We start from the raw sequence: 24054 nt of genomic DNA, 5'->3' as shown, positions 1-24054 counted from the left end.
AGGTAGCAGGTAGCAGGTAGCAGGTAGCAGGTAGCAGGTAGCAGGTAGCAGGTAAGGCAAAACTGGAGGACAGAAAATAGGTTACGGAAATTGAAGAATATTTTAAAACAAACCACACTATATATAATACTATGAAAAAGCTAATTCTAAGCCTAGCACTAATTGGAGCGGTGATGTCCGTTCAGGCACAAAGCAAAAGTGTCAAAGCCCTGTATGAAAAATACAAGAGCGAAGATGACTTCTTCCACATGGAGCTGGGAGGCAATTTTATGAACTTTGCCGAAGGCTTCAAGATCGATATCGACGAAAACGATATGGCCACAGTGGCTAAGTCTATCGAGAAATTGAACTTCTTTACACTTCCTGATCATGCAGATGACACCCGAATGGAATACAAAGCTTTGCAGAAGGGCTTGGAACGCGAACGTTATGATTTGCTTATGGAGGCTTCTGAAGGCAAGAAAGGCGGAGTAATTGTATATTCTAAGGGAGGAAAAACTATTTCGGATTTGGTGGTACTCGTCGGAGGTGATGATGGTGACTTGATGGTCGTAGAATTGAAGGGTAAATTTGACCAGGAATTAGTAGCAAAAGCTGCAAATTATAAGGGAAAAAACTGATTTAGCGCAAAAAGCTAAAAACAGCACATTTCATTTTTGTGCAGAAATCTCATAAACAGGTTTAGAAAATCAAATCTAAACCTGTTTTTTTTGTTCATTTTAAAAAACTAGGGTAAAATATGAGATAAAAATCAGCCACCTAAATGTATAAAAATCCAAAATCGGCTTAATTCCCACCCTACTCAAGAGGCATATTTAAAATTTTTTAATTTTTTTTCAACAAAATTTCCATTGGAAATCTATAGAAATATACAGAACACTTAGTATTTATATTCTGCAAATATCAATTATACAAACAAATATTTTTAAAAAATGGCAAAACTCGGAATTCTGTGACTTCCGCTATCGATTGCGAGCGTATTTTATTATATTCATAAATATTATGGACAAATGTTAATAAATCATTAACGATCATCATTTTTAATTATGGAATTTGCAATTAATAATTTCCGTTGTACCTTTGAATCATAATAACAAACCAATCGGTTACCCCGATGGAAAATGTAGCCCAAATTACCCCACCAAGAGACGGATCAGCCGTCCGGCGGTTACACAAAAATTAGAACCTATTCAAACCAATTATTAAAAATGAAAAAATTATTCACATTGCTTTTTGTAGCGGGGATCGCTGCAGGAGCCTTTGCCACAACAGAAAAAACATCTGTTCACATCAGACAAACTGAAACTACGAAAGTTGCTGTAGCTTTCAACGAAGCACCTCAAGGTATGGTGACTGTAAAAATCGCAGATTCAGAAGGTCATGTAATCCTAAGAGATAAAATCAACAAGTCTGAAGCTTTTGCTAAGAAGTATGATCTCAAGGATCTTCCTAATGGAAACTATTCTGTAGAAGTGTTAGGTGAATCAGGCGTATTGAGAACTGCTTCCTTCAACAACTATATAGTAGAAACTCCTGCTGTATTCTCTAGAGTATCTCCAATGGGAAACGATCAGTACAGACTGCTTGTAAGCAACTTGGAAGCTAAAGATATCGAAGTAATGATCTACGATGGCAACAAATTGATCCACACTGAGAAAATCGACAATCCTCAAGGACTACACAAGATCTACACGCTAGACAATATCTCTGAAGCAGGTATTAGCTTCAAAGTGAAGACTGCATCAGGATTTGAAGGATACGTAACTAGCCTTTAAGCTAAACCAACTTTCTATAAAGAAACCCCGCTTGAGCAATCGAGCGGGGTTTTGTTGTTTATAGTTTTCGTTGACCATTATATAATTTGAGATATCAGTAGAATTTATTGGACATAAAAGCTTTTTCATAGAATTAACCAAAATTACATTATGGCTAAAAATCAGTGATTCATATATAAAAGTCACACTTTTTATATATTCATTTCAGCAATTGCCTTGCAAGATGGTTGTAATCAAACTGATCCTTACTTAACTCTGGAACAAGCCGATGTTGACTCCATAGGCTACAATTTGCTAATAATTTCTATGTAAATTCAATGATCACGATTTAGATTTGGTTTCAATGACAATTAACACTTTCGTCTCAACCCGAAATGGACTGTTTTGCAGAATAGTAAAAAGTGCATTGGGATACCTTTGGTTAATTGCGCTAGTTTTAGCATCCTGCTCAGCAGAAAAAATTGAATCTAACACCTTATTTCAGGTGAAAATTAGTGATGTGAATCACCTTGAGTTAGGATTCAATGGTCTATCATCAGACCCCCTATTCCCACCATATATGCTAGATGATGATAGAAAAACCATGCTTCTGTTAAACTCAGCAGCAAAAACGATTGACACACTTTATTTTAATGGTGAAGAAGCAATACTCAAAAGTGGTAGTAAAATGGAAATAGAAGGACCCTATTCTTTTCCACGCGCGGGGTCATTTTTTCAAACTGAGAGTGGCACTCATTTTATTCAACCTAGAGGGTTATTGTCTTGGTTTAGTGCTGACACTACTTACGAAAGAACAATTCACTTTGACAAATTCAAAGAATTTCAAACTTATCCTTTAATTAATTTTAGCGGGCTATATGATGTGTATTGGGGGCTGGATTTCCATGGTATGACCCAAAAACTGATGAGATGTATTTAATGGCTAAAGATTTACAGTCCAGAGAAGTGTTTTTCTTTAAGTTTAATTTATCAACTCAAGAGGTTACAGAATTACCTGCTATTTATGATGAAGAATTATTGAAAAAACATCAGTTTCAAGTTTCCGGAAACGGAATAATTCAAGTAAAAAATAATCTTCCATATGTGAATGTAATTGGTGATTCTATACTCATGTCTTATGTATTTTCGAATGATTTGATCGTTTACAACACAAAAACCAACAGTAGCACTAACCTAGATTATCCCACCTATAATTTCCCATCAGAGAAAATAAATCATCCTAAGCCTATCCGCGCTGAAGCTAGCAAGGAGGCAGGCAAAACAAGTTACCTCTGGGATTATGATGTTTCGTATAGTATTATCGACACTTTACCCTCGGGGGATGGGTATTTCCGAATGATAAAGGGGCCTCAGGAAAAAGGACAAAAGCAAGATTATGAGATGTATATAGAAGTGTTTGACTTAGCTTTGAAAAAGCTAGGTGAAATCAACTTATCTGAAATCCAGCCTGATGTTGGAAAACTATTTTTTATTTATAAAGGGGGCATTTTTATAAAAGGGAAAACTCAAGAAAAGGAAAACACCCTAAACTACTATGTCCTCAAAATTGATTTATGATAACCTAGTTTACACATCTAAACAATAGTCTCATAATGGCCTAATACTTTTATCATGAAATCCTATATTTAAAAGGCAAAAAAAATGCGAAGCATCTCTGCTCCGCATTTTTATTTATATAGTTGACAATCAGGCGATCTAGCACTGTAAACTGCGACTGATCACTGCGACTACCTTACTTTTTCCAACTCGCTTTTCCACCTTTGGCGGAGTCCACAGTAATGGAATAGTTGGATCCTGAAGACACAATCCACTTCACTTTGACTCCGGTCATCCCAGGCACATTCGCGACAGAGATTTTCTCAGGAGTCAATTTTTGCTCGGTGACTTTATTGAAGTCCTCATCTTCTACCACAAAACCTGCAACAACTTTAGCTCCAGAGATCGTAACATAATCAGGTCTTTCGATCTTGTATTTAAGATCCTGACTCGCGTGAGTTGGCATTAAGCGCTCATTGAAGATAGTAGCCGTGATGGCTTTCAAGCCTCCACCCAGATCTTCTTCTTTCACATCCATTACAGATAGTTTAGGAGTGTGATAGCCATGATAGATCGTAAATGCAATATTTCTATGCGCATCTTGCTCTAGCAAGAATCCTGGATGAGCTCTGCCAAAGGTTTTCTTAAATCCACCGATTTCTACTGTTCCAAACTGAGGATGCTCAAACTCATGATAGTTCACAAAGGCATCGCCCATAGTCAATAACTCATCCACCTTGTACATCTCGTCCTGTCCACGTCCTTGATTTTGGGTATGAAAATAAAGGTAAGGTGTCATCAGCTCATTGGAGTAGGTAAAAATGCCTCTTACCCCATAAAACCAATCTAATTCCCCACCAAACACAGAATACATATCTTTGTAAACTGTCAAATATCGATAGCCAGGAATAATCTCTTCTCCTTTATTTGCTATAGCATCATAGATCCTTATATCATCTCTATTGTAGGTTCCTGCATCTTCTTCGGCACCTGGACCTCTTAGAATCATTCCGCCTGAATTGTGGAAACTCTGAGCGCCAGCAATATTTGGATGCTTCATCACAAACTCCATTACTGAACGATTTTCAGGTAGTGTAAAAGGATATCTCATCGCACCACGCTGAATGTAATCTGGCTGCCAGTTCCATCCCCAGTCACGGTTGGGGTCATAATAACCCACTCCATCGTCGTTTACACGACCATCTCCATCGCCATCTGTACCTTCCTGACCTAGGATTTCGTACTCTCCCACCTTATCAGCTCCAACCATAATTAGCTTACGCCCATCTTGTGGATCCTTGATATATCGTCCGGTAGGAGATTTTCTGATCATCATGGTAATATGCCCATCCCCATCGAGATCATCCATACCATCTTCACCAGCTACACCATCACCATCGTTATCTAAAACAATCATTCCAGATCTAGGTGAATTGGCAGTATTAGGCTCTAGGAAAAAGTCATTTCTCGCATCAGGATTGATCGTAGGCGTGATATAAAACACCTTATCCTTCAGAAGTTGCTGGATAAATTCATTATCAGCAAACATCTCAGTCAGGTACCAAGCTCCATAGAGTGAGAATTCAGCACCCTGAATTTCGTTGGAGTGAATATTCCCATCAATCCACATTCCTGGCTTATCTGTATCTTTTCCAGTAGAAAAATCCGTAATCGTCAGCGTCATTATGTCTCTGCCTTCGTAGGACTGTCCTATTGTTTCAATTTTGGCAATATCAGGATGTGCTGCCGCGATCTTCTTCATATTATCCACCAGACCTTCGTAAGTATAATATCGGTTGAATGCGATTTCTACTTTAGGTTTGTGTGGTGTGCCAATTGCACGGAAGAACTTCTCCTGCGCATCAGCTGTAAAACTTCCTAGGCTAAGTGCTGCTACCGCCAAAGCAAGGATCAATTTTGTTGTTTTCATCTTTTTCATGGCTTAGAGTTTAACAGTTGTGGTAGCGAACCCAGCATGTGAAGCGCCGGCTTTTACAGTCACATTTCCAGAACCACGAATGATCCAGCTGAAGCTTGTTTTCTCGTAAGCTCCTAAGGAGTCCTTCAGTTCAATCTTATTTCCAGAGACAATATCCTCTGCATCTGCATCCATGTCAATTCTGATTTTGCGTAGCCATCTAGACCTTTCACCCATTTCTGAATGCGTAGGAATGGCTGAGTTATTGAACAGATCCATGGTCACTCGAGTCAAACCATTACCAAGTGACTCAGACTTCACATTGAGAATCTCGAGTTTTGGCTGCATAGCGGCTAGTTTCAAAATGAAATCTGTATGCTGATCTGCGATTTCTTCCACTTGCTCATATGGAGGATTTGTCATTACAAAAGGCTTGATTCCACCCACTTCCACTTTCTTACCTGGGAAATCAGGGTGCTGAATTTCTGTCCAAGGCACAAACACATCATTGGTACCCAGAGAATCGGCCCAAGCCAAGTAATTAGCTTCTGCATTCGACTTGCCCTTCCCCGTAGAATCTTTGAATTCTGGAGTCCAATAGCCTGGCGTACCGAAGCTCAATCTTCCAAAGTGGAAATATGCCCACTGAAAGAAATCACCATCTGTACCCTGATTGTCTTGCTGGAAAGCCTTCTGCTTCACCGTCTCCTTGTATAGATCTGAAACCAATGCATTGAGTGCTTGATCATCTTCCAAAATAGAAGTCACGATACGCTTCTTGGCGTTGCCAGCATTGTACTTCAGTGGAGAAGACAGATTGTTTGCTGGGGAAAAAGTGACAAAGGCAAAAATATTCCACTGCTCAAATAAATAATCAAGTAGTGCTCTAGATTCCTTTTGTGTCACTGGCATATCACCAGCCAATGGCTCAAACACGGGGAATTTGTAGGTCAATGACTTGTTGAAAGCTATTCCTTCTTTCAAATCTTCGGCAAACTCACCGTCTTGATCATCATCCTTAGATTCCTTGTAAAGTGAGTATTTGCCAGATTCACCTTTGGATTTATCTGCTTTCACCAATACACGATCATCTTCTTTAGAGATCAAATAATCCCCTGTAGGGTCCTCCACGCGCATCATGGTGATCATTCCATCACCATTGAGATCCGTGTATCCAGATCCGCCTGGCGTACCATCTCGGTCATGATCTACAGCTAGCGCATTTCCTCTACGCTCGTATTTTAGCGAAGCGAAATACTGCTCATAAGCATCCGGAGACATGTTTGGGAAAATGTAAAAGCTGGTAGACTCAAGTGCATCAGCATGATCAGTTACTAGCTTCTCGGCAAATTGAACAGCAAGTTCTACGCTCAATACCTCGTAGCCTTCCACTCCGCCGACTACGGCAATAGCAGGCTTTTGATCCGCTGCACCGGTGCCAATTTTCAGCACCCAGATATCTTTTCCTCCTTCAGTCTTAGTGAGGGAAGTTAGTTCAGCAGAGGCATTGGAAGCCACGCGCTGCAAACGCTGGTTTAGTTGTGAGAGAGTAGGGTAATCCGACTGCGCAAATGCAGCTCCAGAAAGGCCCATCCCTCCGATCAACAACCAACTGAGTAGTGTTTTTTTCATATGATTAGTATTTGTTTTTAAACGGCCCTCCCAATTCAGGCAGTTATCTGGATGGAGAGGAATCTCTTGGGTTATATTTTTCTATTTCGCCAAATCTAAAAAAAAGATTGACACCTAAATTTTACTAAATTTTTATGACAATATGCCCTTTCCTTTTTCTTAATGCAGAAATCACCCTTGAATGGATAGTCATTGGGATAAATGGAGTTACACCTAACTATTGTACAGGTGCGGAAAATTCGCTTATTTAAGGGCATTAGCTTTTTCAAAATGTATCAAAAAGTCGCCCTTGCCATAGCTTTCTCCCCTCGGATGGAAGCTCTTATTTCAGAAACAAAACGTCTAGTTCAGCTCTTCGGCTCTGAACTGATCCTGATTCATATCGGTAAAAAAACCGATGAACTGGAAGAAAAACTGGATGAGATTATTCACAAAACAGGTTTGGACAAACTCAAAACCAAGTTGATCTGGAAAGAAGGGAAGCCTGTGAAAATGATCATCCAAGCTTGTGAGGAGGAGAATGCGGACCTATTGGTAGCTGGTGCTTTGAAGCGTGAGGGATTCCTGACGTATTATATGGGATCCGTAGGTAGAAAAATCATTAGAAAAGCTCCCTGTTCTGTGTTGACGCTAATAGAACCAAAGGTGGGTTCCACCCTCTTCGACAAAATAGTTGTCAATGGCACCCAACTTGAGATCACCCCTCACGTAATCGAAGTGGGAATCAATTTTTCCAAAAAAGTAGATGCTGAGCAGGTTCATATACTCAACGAAATCAAAATGTATGGGCTTCAGATGGGAACTGCCAGTGAAGATTCAGAAGAAGAAGCCTCACAAACTCGCCGACAACTAGTTCAAAATGAAATGCAGTATGTGGAGGAGATTTTAAAAAACATAGATCAAGGAGATTTGAAGTTAAATATTAAAGTAACTGGAGGAAGATGGGCTGTGGAACTAGCACGTTTCTGCGAAAAAATTGAAGCTGATCTGCTCGTAGTAGGTGATGATCATAAGTTGAATTTCTTTGACAGAATTTTCCCACATGACTTGGAAGATCTATTGAGCACTTTGCCTTGTAATTTACTAATCGTAAAAAATTAATCCTCCATGGAAACTTTAGACCATAAGGAGGTCATTAATCTGCTCCTCCAGCTCGCATCTATACTTATTTTGGCCAGAATCTTCGCGGAAGTAGCCAGGAAATTCAAACAACCTGCTGTAGTAGGTGAGATTTTTGCCGGGATCATCCTCGGGCCTACCATCCTAGGAAACTTCTTCCCTGGGGCTCATGAATACTTATTTAATGCCCATGAGATGACTAATATAGCCTTCGATGGCTTTGTCCAGATCTCCGTGGTGCTCTTACTATTCATCGCGGGTCTGGAAGTAGAATTGCATATCGTGTGGAGTCAGGGTAAGAAGGCCCTTTACATAGCCGTAGCATCTATGGTTTTACCGATCATCGCCGGATTTGTAGTCGCCTATGCTTTCCCTGAGTTCTTAGGCGTGAATATCAATGACAGAATAGTCGCTTCTACCTTCTTCGGGCTTGCCATCTCTATCACAGGATTGGCGATTGTAGCCAGGATTCTCATGGATTTGAACCTGTTCAAAACCTCTTCAGGACTACTTATTATAGCAGGAGCGATGATCGTGGATGTGCTCGGCTGGCTGATTTTCTCAGTGATTTTATCACTCTCCGAATCCGGAAGTGATGGCTTGGGAGTTTGGCCTACCATCGGACTGACGCTTTTATTTACCTTAGTCATGCTGACCATAGGAAAAGGATTGATCAATAAAGTACTGCCTTGGATCAACAAGAAATTAGCCTGGCCGGGAGGTTTATTGTCACTTTCCTTAGCGCTTTGTTTTTTGGCTGCATCCTTCACTGAGTTCATCGGGATTCACGCCATTTTTGGAGCCTTCATCATAGGAGTAGCTTTGGGAGATTCGGAGTATTTGACCGAAAAAGCCAAAGAGATTCTACACCAGTTTATCAATAATATTTTCGCCCCTATCTTCTTCGTGTCTATCGGCCTGAAGGTCAACTTTATCTCAGGCTTTGATCCAGGAATCGTCGGTGTGGTGATTATTGTGGGCTTAGTGACCAAGTATTATGGAGCTTACTTCGGAGGAAGACTTGCAGGGGTTCCGCGCAAAGAATCCATTGTCGCTGGCTTTGGTATGAGCACTAGAGGAAGCATGGATATTGTACTGGGGCTGATCGCTTTAGAAAACGGTTTGGTGACCGAACCGCTCTTTATAGGACTGGTAATTCTAGCAATAATCGCCAGTATGAGTGCTGGACCTTTGATAGGCTGGGCAAGGAATCTGAAAATCTAAGAGCTTTTTTCACTCAGTGATTCGCAAGATCAATTGGCTAAATCTAACAATAGGACGTATTTTTGGGTTCTCAATCGGAAATACTCAATAGAGCACACATGAATAAATCGGGAAAAACCGGCGTTTTGCTGGTGAACCTGGGAACTCCAGATAGTACTGCTACCGGCGATGTAAGAAAATACCTTCGTGAATTCCTAATGGATGAGCGTGTGATCGACATCCCATATCTCAATAGATGGATGCTGATCAACCTAATCATCGCTCCTTTTCGCGCACCAAAATCTGCGCATGAATACCGCAAACTTTGGACAGATCGAGGTTCTCCACTACTTTTCCATACCGAAGATCTCAGAGATCGCTTGATCGAAAAACTAGATACTAAGCAATACAAAGTAGCTATTGCTATGCGCTACCAGAGTCCATCAATAGAATCTGGGCTCGAAGAACTGCGCAAAGCTCATGTCACAAAAATCATTGTTCTCCCACTTTTTCCTCAGTATGCTTCTGCCTCCACTGGCTCAGTTCAGGAGAAAGTGATGGAAATAGCGAGCGACTGGCAGATTATCCCAGATATTTCTTTTATCAGTAATTTCATAGAGCATCCTTTGTTCTTGGAAGCTTGGGCAGAACGCGGTCGTGCGATGATGGAAGGCAAGAATTACGATAAAATTCTCTTCTCCTACCACGGACTTCCCGAGCGTCAGATCCTCAAAGGTTCCGTAGATGGCTACTGCCAGCTAGGAGCTTGCTGTAATAAATACGGCGCAAAAAATCATTACTGCTACCGTGCGCAGTGCTTTCAGACTACCCGCTTAATCTGCGAGAAACTTGGAATACCTGAAGAAAAAGCGGTAAACTGCTTCCAGTCCAGACTCGGAAAAGACCCTTGGGTGAAGCCTTATACGGATGAAGTGATTGACGATTTAGCTAAACAAGGAGTGAAGAAAGTATTGGCATTCTCACCTGCTTTTGTGGCGGACTGCCTGGAAACCACTGTAGAAGTAGCGGGGGAATACCGTGACAAATTCCTGGAAGCAGGAGGAGAAGAATGGGATTTAGTTCCAAGCCTGAATTCTGAAAACACCTGGGTGGAATGCGTTAAGGAGATGGTGCTGGAGCATTCTTGAGATAATAGACTTTAACCTCGGAGTATGCGGAATATATCGCAGAGAGCAAAGTCGTCCTGCTTCTGGAGAAGCAGGACGTTTTATATTTAAAAGAGAAAGCAGTCTGAAGACTGCAGTGATTTTGGGTCCAAGTCATGAGACTTGAACCAAATAAGGAAACTTTGAACCAAGACAGAAGTCCAACTCTTTAACTGTGCCCTCTGCGCAGCCTTTGCGTACTTCGCGGTTAAAACCATCATTCCAATAAGATCAACTTTACCCCTCATATTCATCCATTTTGAATAGAACCTATTAACTTTGCCTCCATGAACGAGCGATACATGCAGCGCGGAGTTTCCGCCTCCAAAGAAGATGTGCATCAGGCCATTGCAAAACTTGATAAAGGTCTTTACCCAAAAGCATTTTGTAAGATCGTGGAGGACACCCTTGGCAACGATCCCGAATACTGCAATATCATGCATGCTGACGGTGCTGGCACCAAATCTTCCTTGGCATATTCCTACTGGAAAGAAACTGGCGATCTGAGTGTTTGGAAAGGTATCGCGCAGGATGCCATCATCATGAACACCGATGATTTGCTTTGTGTGGGTGCGATCAATAACATCCTCGTTTCCTCTACGATTGGCCGAAATAAAAATCTAATCCCTGGCGAAGTGATTTCCGCGATCATCGAAGGTACCGAAGAGGTTCTTCAGATGCTTCGTGACAATGGCGTAAACGCTGTTCTCACGGGCGGCGAAACTGCCGATGTGGGAGACTTGGTACGAACGATCATCGTGGATAGCACGGTCACCTGTAGAATGCGACGTGACGAAGTGATCTCCAATGATCAGATTCAAGGCGGTGATGTGATCGTAGGTTTGGCTTCTTTTGGTCAGGCAAAATATGAAACGGCATACAACGGCGGCATGGGAAGCAACGGACTTACCTCTGCCCGTCATGATGTGTTCAACAAAGTATTGAAGACAAAATTCCCTGAAAGCTTTGATCCTTCTGTTCCGGAAGATCTGGTGTACTCAGGAAAATACAACCTAACAGATCCAGCTCCAGGGGCTCCTGTAAATATCGGTAAGTTGGTACTTTCACCGACTAGAACTTACGCACCTATTATGGTGGATGTGCTCAACTACATGAGATCTAGAATTCATGGTTTGGTGCATTGCAGTGGAGGTGCACAGACAAAAGTTCTTCACTTTGTGGATGATGTGCATGTGATCAAAGACAATTTGTTTGAAACTCCTCCCCTTTTCCAGATCATACAGGAAGAAAGTGGTACAGACTGGAAGGAGATGTACAAGGTCTTCAACATGGGCCACAGAATGGAAGTTTATCTTGACGAGCGCTATGCCGAGGAGATCATCGACATCGCCGAATCGTATGGCGTAGAAGCTCAGATCATCGGTAGAGTAGAACCGCACCAAGGCAAGAAAGTAACGATTACTAGTCCTCACGGCAAATTTGAATATTAATTTTCAATGAGCACTAAGAGCATCTTACTGAAAACAACAAAAGTCCTATGCTGGACTTTTGTTGTTTTACTAGTTCTCGGATTTTTGCTGCTTGCAAAAGTAGATCGCTCTCCCATTCAAGATCAGGACTTTTATAAAGAGACTTTCGAGCGATTAGATCAGAGTAGTTTTTCTGAATCGCAGGGAGACACATGGCTGGCAGGTTGGTCAAGCACCAATATGACACCGCCCGAAGCTGCTGAGCTGGTTGGCTATGCACCAAGGGGAAAATATGAATTCGTTCAAGACAGCAGCTATGTCAAAGCATTGGCTCTTTCAAATGGCAAAACCCGTGTTGCCTGGCTCAATTATGAACTGCTGATCGTACATCCGTCTCTTGCTTCCCGAATACAGATAGCTATCAAAGAAGCAAACCTACCGATTGATCAGGTTATTTTCACCGCCACACATACACATTCAGGAATGGGAGGCTATATGCCTGGCCCGATGGGAGAAATGGCTTTCGGAGGCTACAATCAAGACATTGTGGATCTCATGGTTTCCAGAAGTCTTACTGCTTTGCAAAATGCAATTGCTACTCAAGACACTGTCTCCATCAACTACAGAAAGTCAGATGCAGGAGATCTGGTTGCCAATAGATTTGTAAAAGATGGGCCGACAGATCCCTATGTCCGTCAGCTTATTTTCACCAAAAACTCAGGCAAGAAAGCCACTTTCCTCACCTACTCAGCTCATGCGACTACCATGAGCACCAAGTTCATGGGCTTATCGGGTGATTATCCTTTTTACCTAACCAAGGAGCTAGAGGCTGGTAACTTTGACTTTGCGATGTATGCAGCTGGAACAGTGGGAAGTCATAGACCACTAAGACCTGGAAACACTCCTGAAATGGTCGAACTATATGCGCATCAACTGGATTCTACGCTGAATCTTCGGATGACTTACTTTGCTACTGTCAAAAAGAACCAGATCAATACAGGTTACTTACCTATTTCACTACGTGCACCTCAACTGCGGGTTACGGACAATTTACGACTGCGCCCATGGCTTTTCGACTACCTTCTCGGCGAGACTAATGCACATCTGGACATTACGCAGGTCGGCAATACGTTGATGATCGCATCCAGTGGTGAGCTATCAGGAGTATTCTATGCGAAATGGGAGAAGCTGGCGCAAAGCAAAGGTCTGAATCTCATTGTCACCACCTTCAACGGTGGCTACATAGGCTATATCACTCCTGATGAACTCTATGACGAGAACTTCCATGAAGTCAGAGAAATGAACTGGTATGGACCTGGAAATGGAAAATACTTTGATGAGATGATACTAGCGATCATCAATAGGTCCAACCCTTAATTTTTTTCCCAAACCTGAGCCTTGACCCAAGCTTTCACATATTCCTTTTCAGAGCTTTTCTTCCAGTTATCAGCGACTAATATTTCCTCATAATCAGGAATGCTTGCCCGCTTGTGCTGAGTGATTATTCTAAAAAATGTAATCATAGACCTGTGCATAATCCGCTGAAAGGTATTTTGTGGAGCAAAAAAATCGGCCAGATAAATCCTTCCGCCAGGTGTAATACTTTTGCTAATTTCTCCTAAAAGATTGGCGATCTCCTCATCTCTCATCGTGTCCAGCACAAAATGAAGCCAGACTTCATCAAAAAAACCCTCCTTTTCGACTTGATAATAGCCCAAATGAAAGCTCAAGCCACTTTCTCCAAGATTGGACTTTGCCTTGCTGAGCATCGCCTTGGAGATTTCCCAATACTCACCTGATAGCTGAGCTTGGAAACTTTGGTAATCCAAACCATCTCCTCCACCGATAATTAAGATCTTTTTATTCGATAGATCTTCTACAAAATAGGTTTTTGCCTGCATCAACTGATCATCAAAAATCAGTTTGGACAGCTGATTGTAAAAAGGAGCAAGGAAACTGTAATGATCTTTCACTAGATTAAAGGAATGAACTAATTCCCAAAATACCCTTATATGAAAAATCTTTTTAAGAATATCAGTGGCTTACGCCAACTTTTGTCCAGTGTCGATCTGGATCAAATCTCTAAGCTTTCACAAAAAGTAGATATTTCCAAGTTGGTCGGTCTGGTGTCGCAGATGAGCGAAGAGGACCTTTCCAAAATGATGGGAATGATGAAAGGCGGTAGCAAGAAAAAAATCATTCCTCCTATCAATGGAGATTTCTATGAACTGGGCAAGAGCCTGCCCGCTCATGAACGGGAAATTCAACTTCGTGTGCGTGAATTCATGGAACGGGAGATCAAACCTATCGCCAATGACTACTGGAATCGTGGTGAATTCCCGATGCAAATCATCCCGAAAATGGCGGAGTTGGACATCGCTGGACTGACCTACCAAGGCTATGGTTGCCCAGGTCACTCGGCGCTACTGGAAGGTTTTGTAGCTATGGAAATGGCAAGAATAGACACCTCTATTTCTACATTTTTCGGAGTGCAAAGTGGCTTGGCTATGGGATCGATTTACCTCTGCGGCTCGGAGGAGCAGAAAAAAGAATGGCTTCCACCTATGCAAAAGCTAGAGAAAATTGGTGCATTTGGCTTGACAGAGCCTGAAGTGGGATCTGGAGTAGCGGGAGGTCTAACTACAACCTGTAAAAGAGAAGGTGATGCCTGGGTACTCAATGGCCAGAAAAAATGGATAGGAAACGCCACTTTCTCAGATATGACCATCATCTGGGCAAGAGATTTAGAAGATCAGCAGGTAAAAGGATTTATCGTAAGAAAAGGAAACCCTGGATTTCTTGCTGAAAAGTTAGAAGATAAAATGGCCCTTAGAACAGTGCAAAATGCATTGATCACACTGACGAATTGTGAAGTGCCTGAGTCGGATAGACTTCAAGAGGCAAACTCCTTCCGGGATACTGCGAAAGTACTCCGCATGACTAGAGCTGGCGTAGCATGGCAAGCTGTGGGTTGTGCGCGAGGAGCTTATGAATTGGCACTAGCCTATACGAATGAGCGCAAGCAGTTTGGTCGTCCAATAGCCTCTTTCCAACTCGTTCAGGATCTTTTGGTGACGATGTTGGGTGATTTGACAGCCATGCAGACGATGGTTTTCCGACTTTCCGAAATGCAGGACACAGACATATTGAAAGATGAGCACGCCTCCCTTGCCAAGGTATTCTGCACCCTTCGAATGCGCTCTATTGTGGACAATTCACGCGCATTATTTGGAGGAAATGGCATTTTGCTACGCCATGACATCGCGAGATTTGTGGCAGATGCGGAGGCAGTCTATAGCTATGAAGGCACCAAGGAAATCAACTCGTTGATCGTAGGTCGCGCGATTACGGGGCACAGCGCGTTTGTTTAAAACAAGAGCAAAAGGGCAGGAATCAGGAATGCGATTTCCATTCGCATTCTGACTTGCTCGGGTCTCAGGTCAGATTTAAAAAAGCTCAGGTAGTGGATCAGTAGCATGATCAAGAATAATGCTGGGAGGATTTTGTATAGTGAATTCACAAACAATAGTCCCAGAAACGCAGCTGCAATCAATCCAGTTGCCAGTTGTCGAATTCTTGGATTGAGTCTTTCCTGAGGTATTATCGTGGCGATAGATGAGAAGCCAGCCGCATTGTCTGATTCGATGTCCAAACTGGAAAGCATGATCAGATTCAGGTAAGCCAATCCCATGTATAAAATTGTCAAAGCAAAAGCAATCCAAGTATAATCTATCTGCGCTGTTTCATACCAAGGCAGCCAGGAAATTCCGATCACATAGAAAATTGCCGAGCTAAGTTCTTTTAATCGCACCTGCTTTGACGCCAATTTGCGCACAGCAAGCATGATTCCCAAAATCAGCAAGCCTAGCCCTGCTCCGAAATACAGTTCATGTGAAAAGCCGAAAAACTGAATCGCCCAAAACAGTCCAGCTGCTCCGACTAAGCCAAGTAAAATGACTAAGGGTTTCTGGTAAATCAGATGAAAATGATGCCTATCCTCCACATGATCCGAAGCTAATTTGCGCGCATCCATCAAATGATCCGCGGTATAAATACACCAAACCGCCATCCCTAGTAGGACATATTCCTGCCAAGCCAGGTCAACCCGCAGAGCTTTTGCAAAAAAAAGCATCCCTGCCATAGCTCCGAGAACTACATCAATGGAAAGCCAGGTAATGCGCTGATAGATTTTGAAAAGAAACTGCACAGCTTAAAGATAGGCTGATTAGGCAAAAGTGCCTAGTTGGCCCTTGGATCCTTATAAATTATTCACCTTCTGTCAAACAGAAAAATAAAACTAAAATAACCAGAACAATCTCTGCACTAGACACCTGTCAACATTAGGGAGGTTTATTGGTCGAGTTATGCATAGTATTATTTATTAGTCCTCCTTTTAGCCCAAAACAGGAAAGTATCTTTTTCAATTTTCCTTATCTTAAAAATCTGAGTAAATCCTGATAGCCTTCAGGACTCCTTTTTCATTGCTTTACTTTTAACCCAAACCAAAATGAAACCTATAGTACAAATCTCCTTAGATCTGACTGACATAGATGAAGCGCTGGAAACGGCTGCCTTGGCAATGCGAGCAGGTGTTGACTGGCTGGAAGCCGGCACCCCGCTCATTCTAGCCGAGGGACTTCATGGAGTAAGAAAATTGCGCGAAGCTTTCCCCGGAATACCAATTGTCGCAGACTTGAAAACCATGGATGGAGGCTACCTAGAAGCAGAAATGATGGCAAAAGCTGGTGCAACTCATGTGGTTGTGATGGCTAGAGCTCATGCCGAAACCATCAAATGTGTGGTGCAGGCAGGGAAAGATTATGGAGTCAAAGTGATGGGTGACAATTTAGGCTGTCCAGATATGGTTGAGGGAGCGAGATTTTTAGAAGATTTGGGATGCGACTATGTGATCCATCACATCGGTTACGATGAGCGCCGGGGAATTGCTGCAGCAGGTAAGCGAATGCCAAGTCCGCTTGATCAACTGCGGGAAGTGGTGAAGGCTGTCAAAGTGCCTATTCAAGCAGTGGGTGGACTCTCGCTAGAGCAAGCCATCCAATGTCCACAATTCGGAGCTCCACTTGCGGTACTCGGAGCACCACTGACCATAGACGCAGATGCTTTCAAAACTGCTGACGGGGACCTCGAAGCTTCTTTGAGGAAAATTTGCGCAGCCATACATTCTCAAACAATCAACAAATCTTAAACCCCTTATTTCATGTCAATATCAGGTAAATCAGCCGCCGTAGTGAATTTTTCAGAGAAAAAGGGCTCAGTAGAAATCAGAGAAATTTCCGTTCCAGAAATCGGCGATGAAGACATTTTATTGGAAGTAGAAAATGTGGGAGTCTGTGGAAGTGACCTGCATCAGTGGACTTCAGATCATTCTTGGCCAGTAAATTATCCAGTGGTTTTGGGGCACGAGTTCGGAGGAAAGATCGCTTCTGTCGGAGATCGTGTAACTGGCTGGAAAGTTGGCGATCGAGTAGTCAGCGAAACGGCTGCCGTCATCGATCCACAAAACCCTATGAGCAAAACTGGCCTGTATAACCTAGATCCCACCAGAAAGGGTTTTGGCTATGGAGTGAATGGTGCTATGACGAGATTTGTGAGAGTTCCTGCCAGATGTTTGCACCGAGTGCCTGATGGGTTGTCTTTTGAAGAAGCTTGTCTCACCGAGCCATGCTCTGTCGCTTATAACGCCGTCGCGGTCAACTCACACATCAAACCTGGAGATCGAGTAATCGTGATCGGCCCAGGGACAATTGGGATTCTTTGCGCAGCAGTAGCCAAAATCTGTGGTGGAAATGTTGCCATTTTAGGTTTGGAAAAAGACCGAGGAAGACTGGAAATAGCAAAAAGCTATGGAGTTACTCCTATTATCAATGATGCTTCGGAATGGGCAAGGAAAACAGATGGTCTTGGAGCTGATCTGATAATTGATGCGGCAGGAATCAGTGCTACTTTGAAAATCGCCATGGATCTCGTTCGCCCCAATGGACAAATCACAAAAGTCGGCTGGGGTCCAACCCCCTGCAATTTCTCTATCGATCCTTTGGTACAGAAGAATGTACGCCTGCAAGGAAGTTTTAGCCACAACTGGCCGATATGGGAAAAAGTCATAGGGCTACTTTCCAGTGGAACACTAAATGTAAAACCAATCATCGGGGGCATCTGGCCGATCACAGAATGGCATGAGGCTTTTGAAAAAATGCATAGCGGAGAAGTTGTAAAAAGTGTATTAAAACCTATTTAGGATGCGACTAAAAGATAAAGTAATTATCGTCACAGGAAGTACGATGGGCATAGGCAAAGCCATTGCCAAAAGGGTTGTAGCGGAAGGTGCAAAGGTGATTGTCCACGGACTGGAAGAGGATTTGGCAATTCAGGTTGTAGCTGAACTTGGCGCTGAAAATGCCCGGCTTCACATAGAAGACCTATCCAATGAAGGCGCTGTACAGAGACTAGTGGACCTCGCCATATCAAGCTGGGGACGACTTGACGCTATTGTCAATAATGCGGCTGTCGTAGCGGCCTCGACTATTGATACTACAGACAAGGCATTTTTGAACCGAATGCTGGATGTAAATACCATTGCACCCTTATTTCTAATCAAAGCAGCACTTCCGCCTTTGATTGAAAGTCATGGTGCTGTTTTGAACATAGGCTCAATCAATGCCTGGAGTGGTGAGCATAATTTATTGGCATACAGCATTTCCAAAGGGGCTTTGATGACCATGACCAGGAATTTGGGAGATTCCCTTTTCCGTGAACATGGAGTGCGTGTCAACCAGATCAATCCTGGCTGGGTGCTTACCGAAAAGGAAATCGAGCGCAAAAGAGAACACGGATTGGCTGACAACTGGTACAAGGACTTATCTAAGCTTTTTGCTCCTGCTGGGAGAATTATTTGGCCGGAAGAAATTGCTGCAGCATGCATTTATTGGCTTTCAGATGAATCTGGGCCTATCAGCGGACAGGTAGTTGACTTGGAGCAATTCCCTATGATCGGCCGAAATATCCCAAAAGACGCGAGCACTATTCCTCATAAGTAAATGAATCTTTTTATTACGCTAGTTTGGTATTAATCCTAAAAATCTTGTTTATGGTAAGTTGTGAGATGTAAAAGGTGAAAAGTAATAAATAGCAGGATTTATAGAGTTAGCCATGTTCTGATAAGACCAGATGTTAGTTAAATCATAAATTAAAAATAAGAATCAATGCCTAAAATAGCCGCCTTCCCCAAAGCCTTTATGCAAGCTCTTTGCAAAGATGGAAGCATGAAAATATCGGAATGGGTAGAACTTGCCTCAGCCCTAGAAATCGATGGATTGGAATGGTATGCAGGTTTTCTGGAAATGGAAAAAGAAGAAAACTGGCGTCTATTCCGAAGAATGGTGGAAGACAAGGGAATGGTCATTCCCATGATGTGCTGTTCACCAGATTTCACTCATCCAGACAAGGCTTTTCGAGATAAGGAAATCCAGAAACAAAGACGTTGGATAGAAATGACAGACGAACTTGGAGGAAAGTATTGCCGAGTACTTTCGGGACAGTATCGCCCCGAACTCTCCGTGGATGAGGGGATAAAATTTGCCTCAGAGTCTATCCAATCCTGTCTGCCTTACGCAAAATCACTTGGGATTACCCTGATTTTGGAGAATCACTACAAGGATGACTTTTGGGACTATCCTGAGTTTGCTCAGAAAAGAGAGCTATTTGTAAAGCTGGTCAACAGCATCAAGCATCCGAATTTCGGAGTGAATTACGATCCCAGCAATGCCTTTTTGGCTGCTGAAGATCCACTGGATTTATTGTATGAAGTTTCGGAACGGATCGTGACGATGCATGCCAGTGATCGGTTTTTGAAGTATGGGACTATTGAAGATTTGAAAAATGAGGAAAGTGGCGTGACTGGCTATGCAGCAAGATTGAGCCATGGAGAAGTTGGGAAAGGCTTAAATGATTACGATGCCATTTTCACTGAATTGAAACGAGTGGGTTTTGACAATTGGATCAGCATAGAAGATGGGGTCGATGGCATGGATCAGCTCCAGCGATCTGTATCATTTCTGAAAAAGAAAATTGCTCAGTATTGGCACAATTGATTTAAGATTTATGATATCGGATTTACGAGATTTTGTAAAACCTCTGACACTTCGACTTCAGTCTGTTTGACATTCGGAATGTATCCAGTTGGCTCATTGCCACTTTACAACCTTACAACTCATAAATTATAACTGTAAAACCTTAACTCCAGTCATTCCTTGAAAACCTACAACTATACCTCCATCCCCTCCCAATGCTTCCTCGGCGAAGGTCCCTATTGGCATGCCGGAAGACAAAGCTTTTTCTGGGTGGATATTGAAAACGGGAAATTATTTGAACATAATCTCAAGATTTCAGAGACTAAAACGCGAAGTTTCCCCCATCGTTTGGCAGTGGTTTTAGAATCAGAAGACGGAAATTTAATCTTAGGTTTGGACCGAAAAATTGCAAAGTTTGATTTAGAAATTGAAAAACTAACTTGGCTTTGCGAAGTAGAATCAGATTTCCCTCTTCATCGCTTCAATGATGGAAAAGTTGATACCAAAGGAAGAATATGGATTGGCACGCTAAGCACCAAATTCACTAAAGGATCTGGCGCTCTATATAGAGTCGACAAGGATCTAAATCCAAAAAAGCAACTGGATCAACTGACCATTTCCAATGGAATGGCCTGGACGGCAGACAATCAGACCTTTTACTTTATCGATACTCCAACCCGGAAAATCAAAGCTTTTCACTTTGATATAGCATCAGGTGAAATTGAATTTGAAAGGGTTGCTGTCGATATTCCAGAGGAATTAGGATTTCCTGATGGCATGTGCATAGACCAAGAAGGCATGCTTTGGGTGGCACATTATGGGGGGTTAGGAGTTTATCGCTGGAATCCAATTTCAGGCGAGTTATTAGATAAAATAGAACTTCCAGTACCGCACGTTACTTCCTGTTGTTTTGGTGGAGAGAATCTTGATATCCTTTTGATCACAACTGCCCAGGAAAATATGAGCTCAGAGCAATTGAAGGAATATCCATTGAGTGGGGATGCATTTATGGTAAAAACCAATACAAAAGGATTTAAAGCGAGTCGATTTTTGCACTAAAATTGTAGCCCCCGTAGGGCAAATGTCGAACTTTTTAGAGGAAGATTTGAGGTTGTGAGCAGGTAGCCAACTTAAGTGAAGAGTTCTTCTAGTTTCCCTTTCCAAATACTAAACCCATTATTATCATCAGAATAATCGTGAAGGACTTTTGAAAAGTTCTGCGGATTAGTATCCAAGTAGGCTTGCCTCCCTTTTTCCCGAATGATGGTTAGTTCTAGGTCAATTTGCTTTATAGCCTCCATAAGTACAGATTTACTCTTTGCTGAATGCCAAACGTAGGTAGCCACTTCCGTATCTAAAGTCTCTAAAACGATATGAAAATGGTGTTTGCCAGCAATCATAAACACAAATGAAAACGGTTGCAAAACAAACCTGAGTTTCATTACATTTCTTTCGTGCCTGTCTGCCAAATATCGGACGTGTTTAGAATGCTTATATTGCTTTCCTTTCAACAAATCCTCCAGAATACTTTCAGAATTAGTGTAAATATTCTGGCTTTTCGGTAGGTCGTTTGTTGTAAGAATATTCTTCTTAGATGCTGGTACCTGACCTATAAAACCATTATTCAGAAATTGAAACTTTACGCTTTCAATAATTTCCTTATTGATGTTTTCGATCTCGAGAGAGGTAGCTAATTGTGACACAATTACTCCGTTTTCTACCTCTAAAAAAATTTCAACCTTAATAGTTTTAGATTTTAAAACTTTAATAAAATATGGCTTTAGAACTTCAAATTCTGGTCTAAATTCTTCGTTCTCTATTTCAAAATTGAACCGCTGAGAATTTTCATACCCTGTGTAATCAAAGCCAACATTTCCATACCTGAAATCCAAGTCTTCTATTCCTACTTTAATTTGTTGTTCAATAATCAAACTTTCCCTTTCAGGTATAAACTCAGTTGGTTCGTCAAACAGACTTGCTTGTTTGACAATCTGACGGTAATAAGTGTTTCGTTTTAAAAACAATTTGTTCAGGTAATCAATTTTGAAGTCCCGATAGTCATAGATTGTTGGATTGGTTTCGGTACGTTGAACACGACCAATGTATTGAATCAGTTTACCTTTGAAAGAAAATGGATAAACTATAAACAAAGAATTGATACTTGACAAATCCGACCCTTCACCAAAATATTGCCCTGTGGTAATCAATACCTGAAAATTTCCTTGCTGTAAAGTCTGCCACTTCGATTTCCTGCTAGTTTCAGCATCATCTCCACTTAGGGTAACGACTTCGTAAGATTGTTTTAAAAAAAGGTATAGCGCATCAATATGTTCTTTTCTTTCTGTTATAATGGCAACCCGTTTTCCTTTGGATAATTCATTTTTGATGTCAATCAGGATGGTCTTATTGCGTTCTGAATCATGGATTAAAATCTTCGAAAGGGTTTCAAAACTATCAGTTTTAGAATTGAAGGGAACATCCATATTTGTATTTCTAACAAAAATTTGAGCAGGTTTGAAATCTTCAATTTCGGTGGTCAAAACTTCCGAAATCACATCTCCCAAATAAGCAAAAATCAGTTTATCATCATTATATTTTCTAAAAGGCGTTGCTGTTAGACCATATAGATAATAAGTCTCCAATTTTTCAATGGTATTACGAAATGATATTGCTGGAATATGATGACATTCATCTACCAAAATAACCCCAAACTGACAATGGATTTGTTCTATTTGCTTCGGTAAACTTTGAATGGTTGCAATAGTAATTTGCCTCCCAATTTTTACCTTTCCCTGACCAATAATACCTATTTCTTGTTTGGGGATTCCAAGAAATACCTGAACGCGCTCTTGCCACTGTTCCAATAATAATTTGCGGTGCACAACGATTAAAGCCGGTTGTTTTTTCTCTGCAATAATCTTCAATCCTATAATCGTTTTACCCGAACTTGGCGGAGCCACAATAACTCCAAAATCCTTTTTCGAAACTGCCTCAATAACTTTGCTTTGATGACCCCTTAATGTAGCATTAAATCTATAGGAGATTAATTCATTGCGTTTTCGTTGGTCTTGAAAATCGAAATCCAAACTCTGTTCTTTGCAAAACCGAAGTAATTTCCCGATAAAACCTCTTGGGATACTGACTTCATTCTCGTTTTCTTCTACGAGTTTAAAATACCGGTCTATTCCAAAAGTATTTTTTCCTGATTTTTTCTTAATGAAAAATTCCGAATTAGCGAAATTCAGCTCTTCCTTTAAAAAATTGATTAACGGAATAGTCAATCCATTTCTTTGAATACGGATACTTTGCTTGAGTGAAATTGTCAGTTTTCCCTGAGTAGGGACAACTGGTGAAATTTGGCTGGATGAAAATTCCTGATAAAACTGCTCTAATGTTTCTGTTGAAACTCGTCTAATTCCATTTAGAAATTGCCATTGGTCGAGATATGGTTCAAAAGTTTCGGGGTTGATAAAACAGTTATTTCCTAGTTTAAGAGCTGACTTAAATAGAGGTAAGGCAATGAGGTTCCCAAAGCCTTTACCTAAAAGGAAATCCTGATTTGGGAACAATCTGTCGAAGCTAGAGCTTTTATCAAACATTGAGAATGCTCCAGAATTTTCTAAAATTGCCAGGAAAATTTTTCGGCTTTTTATGGCAGGATAAGGTTTATCAAAAAATACCCAGACATGCCCACCATTTCCCGAGCGTGAACGCTCAAGGTATGCAGGAATTTCTTTTTCCTTACAAGCATTAAGAAAAGTAACGGCATCTTCTTGCCAATTGGCTTTATCAAAATCTGCCGCTAAAAACCAAGTAGTATTTTCTTGTAATAATGGATAAACCCCAATATGATGAAAACCGTCTAGATGCTTTTGAATTTGTTCATCGGTAAGTGGTAGATAAGACTTTTCTGTAAAATTCTGGAATGAACCTCCATTCATTTTATGTGCCCGTAGACGATATGGGTCATAAATACAGGCTGGCATATAGCCCGATTTATTTCCTTTTTCCCAACGAATAGCAAACACATCTCCACGTCCTTTGAAAAGAGAGCGAAAAAGTTGATTGTTTTCATGAGTTGAAGTCATTTCACAATCAATATCTATCCTGAATCTTTTTATCCCTTATCCTAAATTGCATTTTCTAACTTTATTTATAAATAGGTAGCCTGCGATTTTTCCATTACTT

Annotated in this window: 20 protein-coding genes; 15 read left to right on the top strand and 5 right to left on the bottom strand. The window is 41.5% G+C overall.

The genetic code is table 11. The features are described 5' to 3' along the window. The first annotated feature begins 131 nt into the window (after positions 1–131). The 4 genes from LV85_RS08030 to LV85_RS08015 all read left to right on the top strand — a co-directional run bounded on the left by LV85_RS08030 (position 132) and on the right by LV85_RS08015 (position 3332). Complete coding sequence (locus tag LV85_RS08030) at positions 132–620, top strand: DUF4252 domain-containing protein (RefSeq protein ID WP_111318106.1); 489 nt, start codon at positions 132–134, stop codon at positions 618–620. Positions 621–1208: 588 nt separating this feature from the next. Further along, on the top strand, positions 1209–1775 hold the full coding sequence (locus tag LV85_RS08025) for a hypothetical protein (protein WP_111318103.1): 567 nt from the start codon (positions 1209–1211) through the stop codon (positions 1773–1775). A gap of 343 nt (positions 1776–2118) precedes the next feature. Next, entirely contained in the window at positions 2119–2694 is a 576-nt protein-coding gene (locus LV85_RS08020; RefSeq protein WP_146260448.1) for a hypothetical protein, read from the top strand. Further along, on the top strand, positions 2694–3332 hold the full coding sequence (locus LV85_RS08015) for a hypothetical protein (RefSeq protein ID WP_146260447.1): 639 nt from the start codon (positions 2694–2696) through the stop codon (positions 3330–3332). Before LV85_RS08020 ends, LV85_RS08015 begins: the two co-directional genes overlap by 1 nt. Positions 3333–3507: 175 nt before the next feature. Here the strand turns inward: LV85_RS08015 and LV85_RS08010 are convergent, their stop codons facing one another. Together LV85_RS08010 and LV85_RS08005 are read right to left on the bottom strand one after the other, a co-directional pair. Next, a complete protein-coding gene (locus LV85_RS08010) occupies positions 3508–5241 on the bottom strand; it encodes a M14 family metallopeptidase (RefSeq protein WP_111318431.1) in 1734 nt (577 codons plus the stop codon). 12 nt (positions 5242–5253) lie between these two features. Beyond that, entirely contained in the window at positions 5254–6861 is a 1608-nt protein-coding gene (locus LV85_RS08005) for a M14 family metallopeptidase (RefSeq protein ID WP_111318094.1), read from the bottom strand. A 270-nt stretch (positions 6862–7131) separates the two neighbouring features. Between LV85_RS08005 and LV85_RS08000 the strand changes: the two genes are divergently transcribed. The 5 genes from LV85_RS08000 (at position 7132) to LV85_RS07980 (ending at position 13156) form a co-directional block, all read left to right on the top strand. Beyond that, positions 7132–7962, top strand: a complete 831-nt coding sequence (locus tag LV85_RS08000) for a universal stress protein (RefSeq protein WP_111318091.1) — start codon at positions 7132–7134, stop codon at positions 7960–7962. A 6-nt stretch (positions 7963–7968) separates the two neighbouring features. Beyond that, positions 7969–9204, top strand: a complete 1236-nt coding sequence (locus LV85_RS07995; protein WP_111318088.1) for a cation:proton antiporter — start codon at positions 7969–7971, stop codon at positions 9202–9204. 98 nt (positions 9205–9302) lie between these two features. Further along, the gene (gene hemH / locus LV85_RS07990; protein ID WP_111318085.1) at positions 9303–10331 is read left to right on the top strand and encodes a ferrochelatase; all 1029 of its coding nucleotides are present in this window, start codon (positions 9303–9305) and stop codon (positions 10329–10331) included. Between the two features lie 305 nt (positions 10332–10636). Next, positions 10637–11800, top strand: a complete 1164-nt coding sequence (locus LV85_RS07985) for an AIR synthase related protein (RefSeq protein ID WP_111318082.1) — start codon at positions 10637–10639, stop codon at positions 11798–11800. A gap of 6 nt (positions 11801–11806) precedes the next feature. Continuing rightward, positions 11807–13156, top strand: coding sequence for a neutral/alkaline non-lysosomal ceramidase N-terminal domain-containing protein (locus LV85_RS07980; protein ID WP_111318080.1), 1350 nt, complete (start codon positions 11807–11809; stop codon positions 13154–13156). On the opposite strand, the gene LV85_RS07975 is transcribed toward LV85_RS07980, so the two are convergent. Beyond that, on the bottom strand, positions 13153–13752 hold the full coding sequence (locus tag LV85_RS07975; protein WP_111318077.1) for a class I SAM-dependent methyltransferase: 600 nt from the start codon (positions 13750–13752) through the stop codon (positions 13153–13155). The genes LV85_RS07980 and LV85_RS07975 overlap by 4 nt on opposite strands. Positions 13753–13791: 39 nt before the next feature. Between LV85_RS07975 and LV85_RS07970 the strand changes: the two genes are divergently transcribed. Next, on the top strand, positions 13792–15150 hold the full coding sequence (locus LV85_RS07970; RefSeq protein ID WP_111318075.1) for an acyl-CoA dehydrogenase family protein: 1359 nt from the start codon (positions 13792–13794) through the stop codon (positions 15148–15150). Here the strand turns inward: LV85_RS07970 and LV85_RS07965 are convergent. Next, positions 15147–15986 (bottom strand): hypothetical protein, encoded by an 840-nt coding sequence (locus LV85_RS07965; protein WP_111318072.1) that lies wholly within the window; start codon positions 15984–15986, stop codon positions 15147–15149. The genes LV85_RS07970 and LV85_RS07965 overlap by 4 nt on opposite strands. A gap of 300 nt (positions 15987–16286) precedes the next feature. On the opposite strand from LV85_RS07965, the gene LV85_RS07960 reads away from it, so the two are divergent. From LV85_RS07960 to LV85_RS07940, 5 genes are all read left to right on the top strand, one after another. Next, positions 16287–16985, top strand: coding sequence for an orotidine 5'-phosphate decarboxylase / HUMPS family protein (locus LV85_RS07960; protein WP_111318069.1), 699 nt, complete (start codon positions 16287–16289; stop codon positions 16983–16985). A gap of 12 nt (positions 16986–16997) precedes the next feature. Further along, entirely contained in the window at positions 16998–18035 is a 1038-nt protein-coding gene (locus tag LV85_RS07955; RefSeq protein ID WP_111318066.1) for a zinc-binding dehydrogenase, read from the top strand. A 1-nt stretch (position 18036) separates the two neighbouring features. Next, a complete protein-coding gene (locus LV85_RS07950; protein ID WP_111318063.1) occupies positions 18037–18834 on the top strand; it encodes an SDR family NAD(P)-dependent oxidoreductase in 798 nt (265 codons plus the stop codon). 165 nt (positions 18835–18999) lie between these two features. Beyond that, on the top strand, positions 19000–19887 hold the full coding sequence (locus LV85_RS07945) for a sugar phosphate isomerase/epimerase family protein (RefSeq protein ID WP_111318059.1): 888 nt from the start codon (positions 19000–19002) through the stop codon (positions 19885–19887). A 159-nt stretch (positions 19888–20046) separates the two neighbouring features. Then, complete coding sequence (locus tag LV85_RS07940; protein ID WP_111318056.1) at positions 20047–20925, top strand: SMP-30/gluconolactonase/LRE family protein; 879 nt, start codon at positions 20047–20049, stop codon at positions 20923–20925. 71 nt (positions 20926–20996) lie between these two features. On the opposite strand, the gene LV85_RS07935 is transcribed toward LV85_RS07940, so the two are convergent. Continuing rightward, positions 20997–23954, bottom strand: coding sequence for a DEAD/DEAH box helicase (locus LV85_RS07935; RefSeq protein ID WP_111318053.1), 2958 nt, complete (start codon positions 23952–23954; stop codon positions 20997–20999). Positions 23955–24054 lie beyond the last annotated feature (100 nt).

The sequence above is a fragment of the Algoriphagus chordae genome (assembly GCF_003254055.1).
Lineage (GTDB): Bacteria > Bacteroidota > Bacteroidia > Cytophagales > Cyclobacteriaceae > Algoriphagus > Algoriphagus chordae.
Note: the sequence above shows the minus strand (reverse complement) of the source record. Positions and strands in the feature narration are given on the sequence as shown.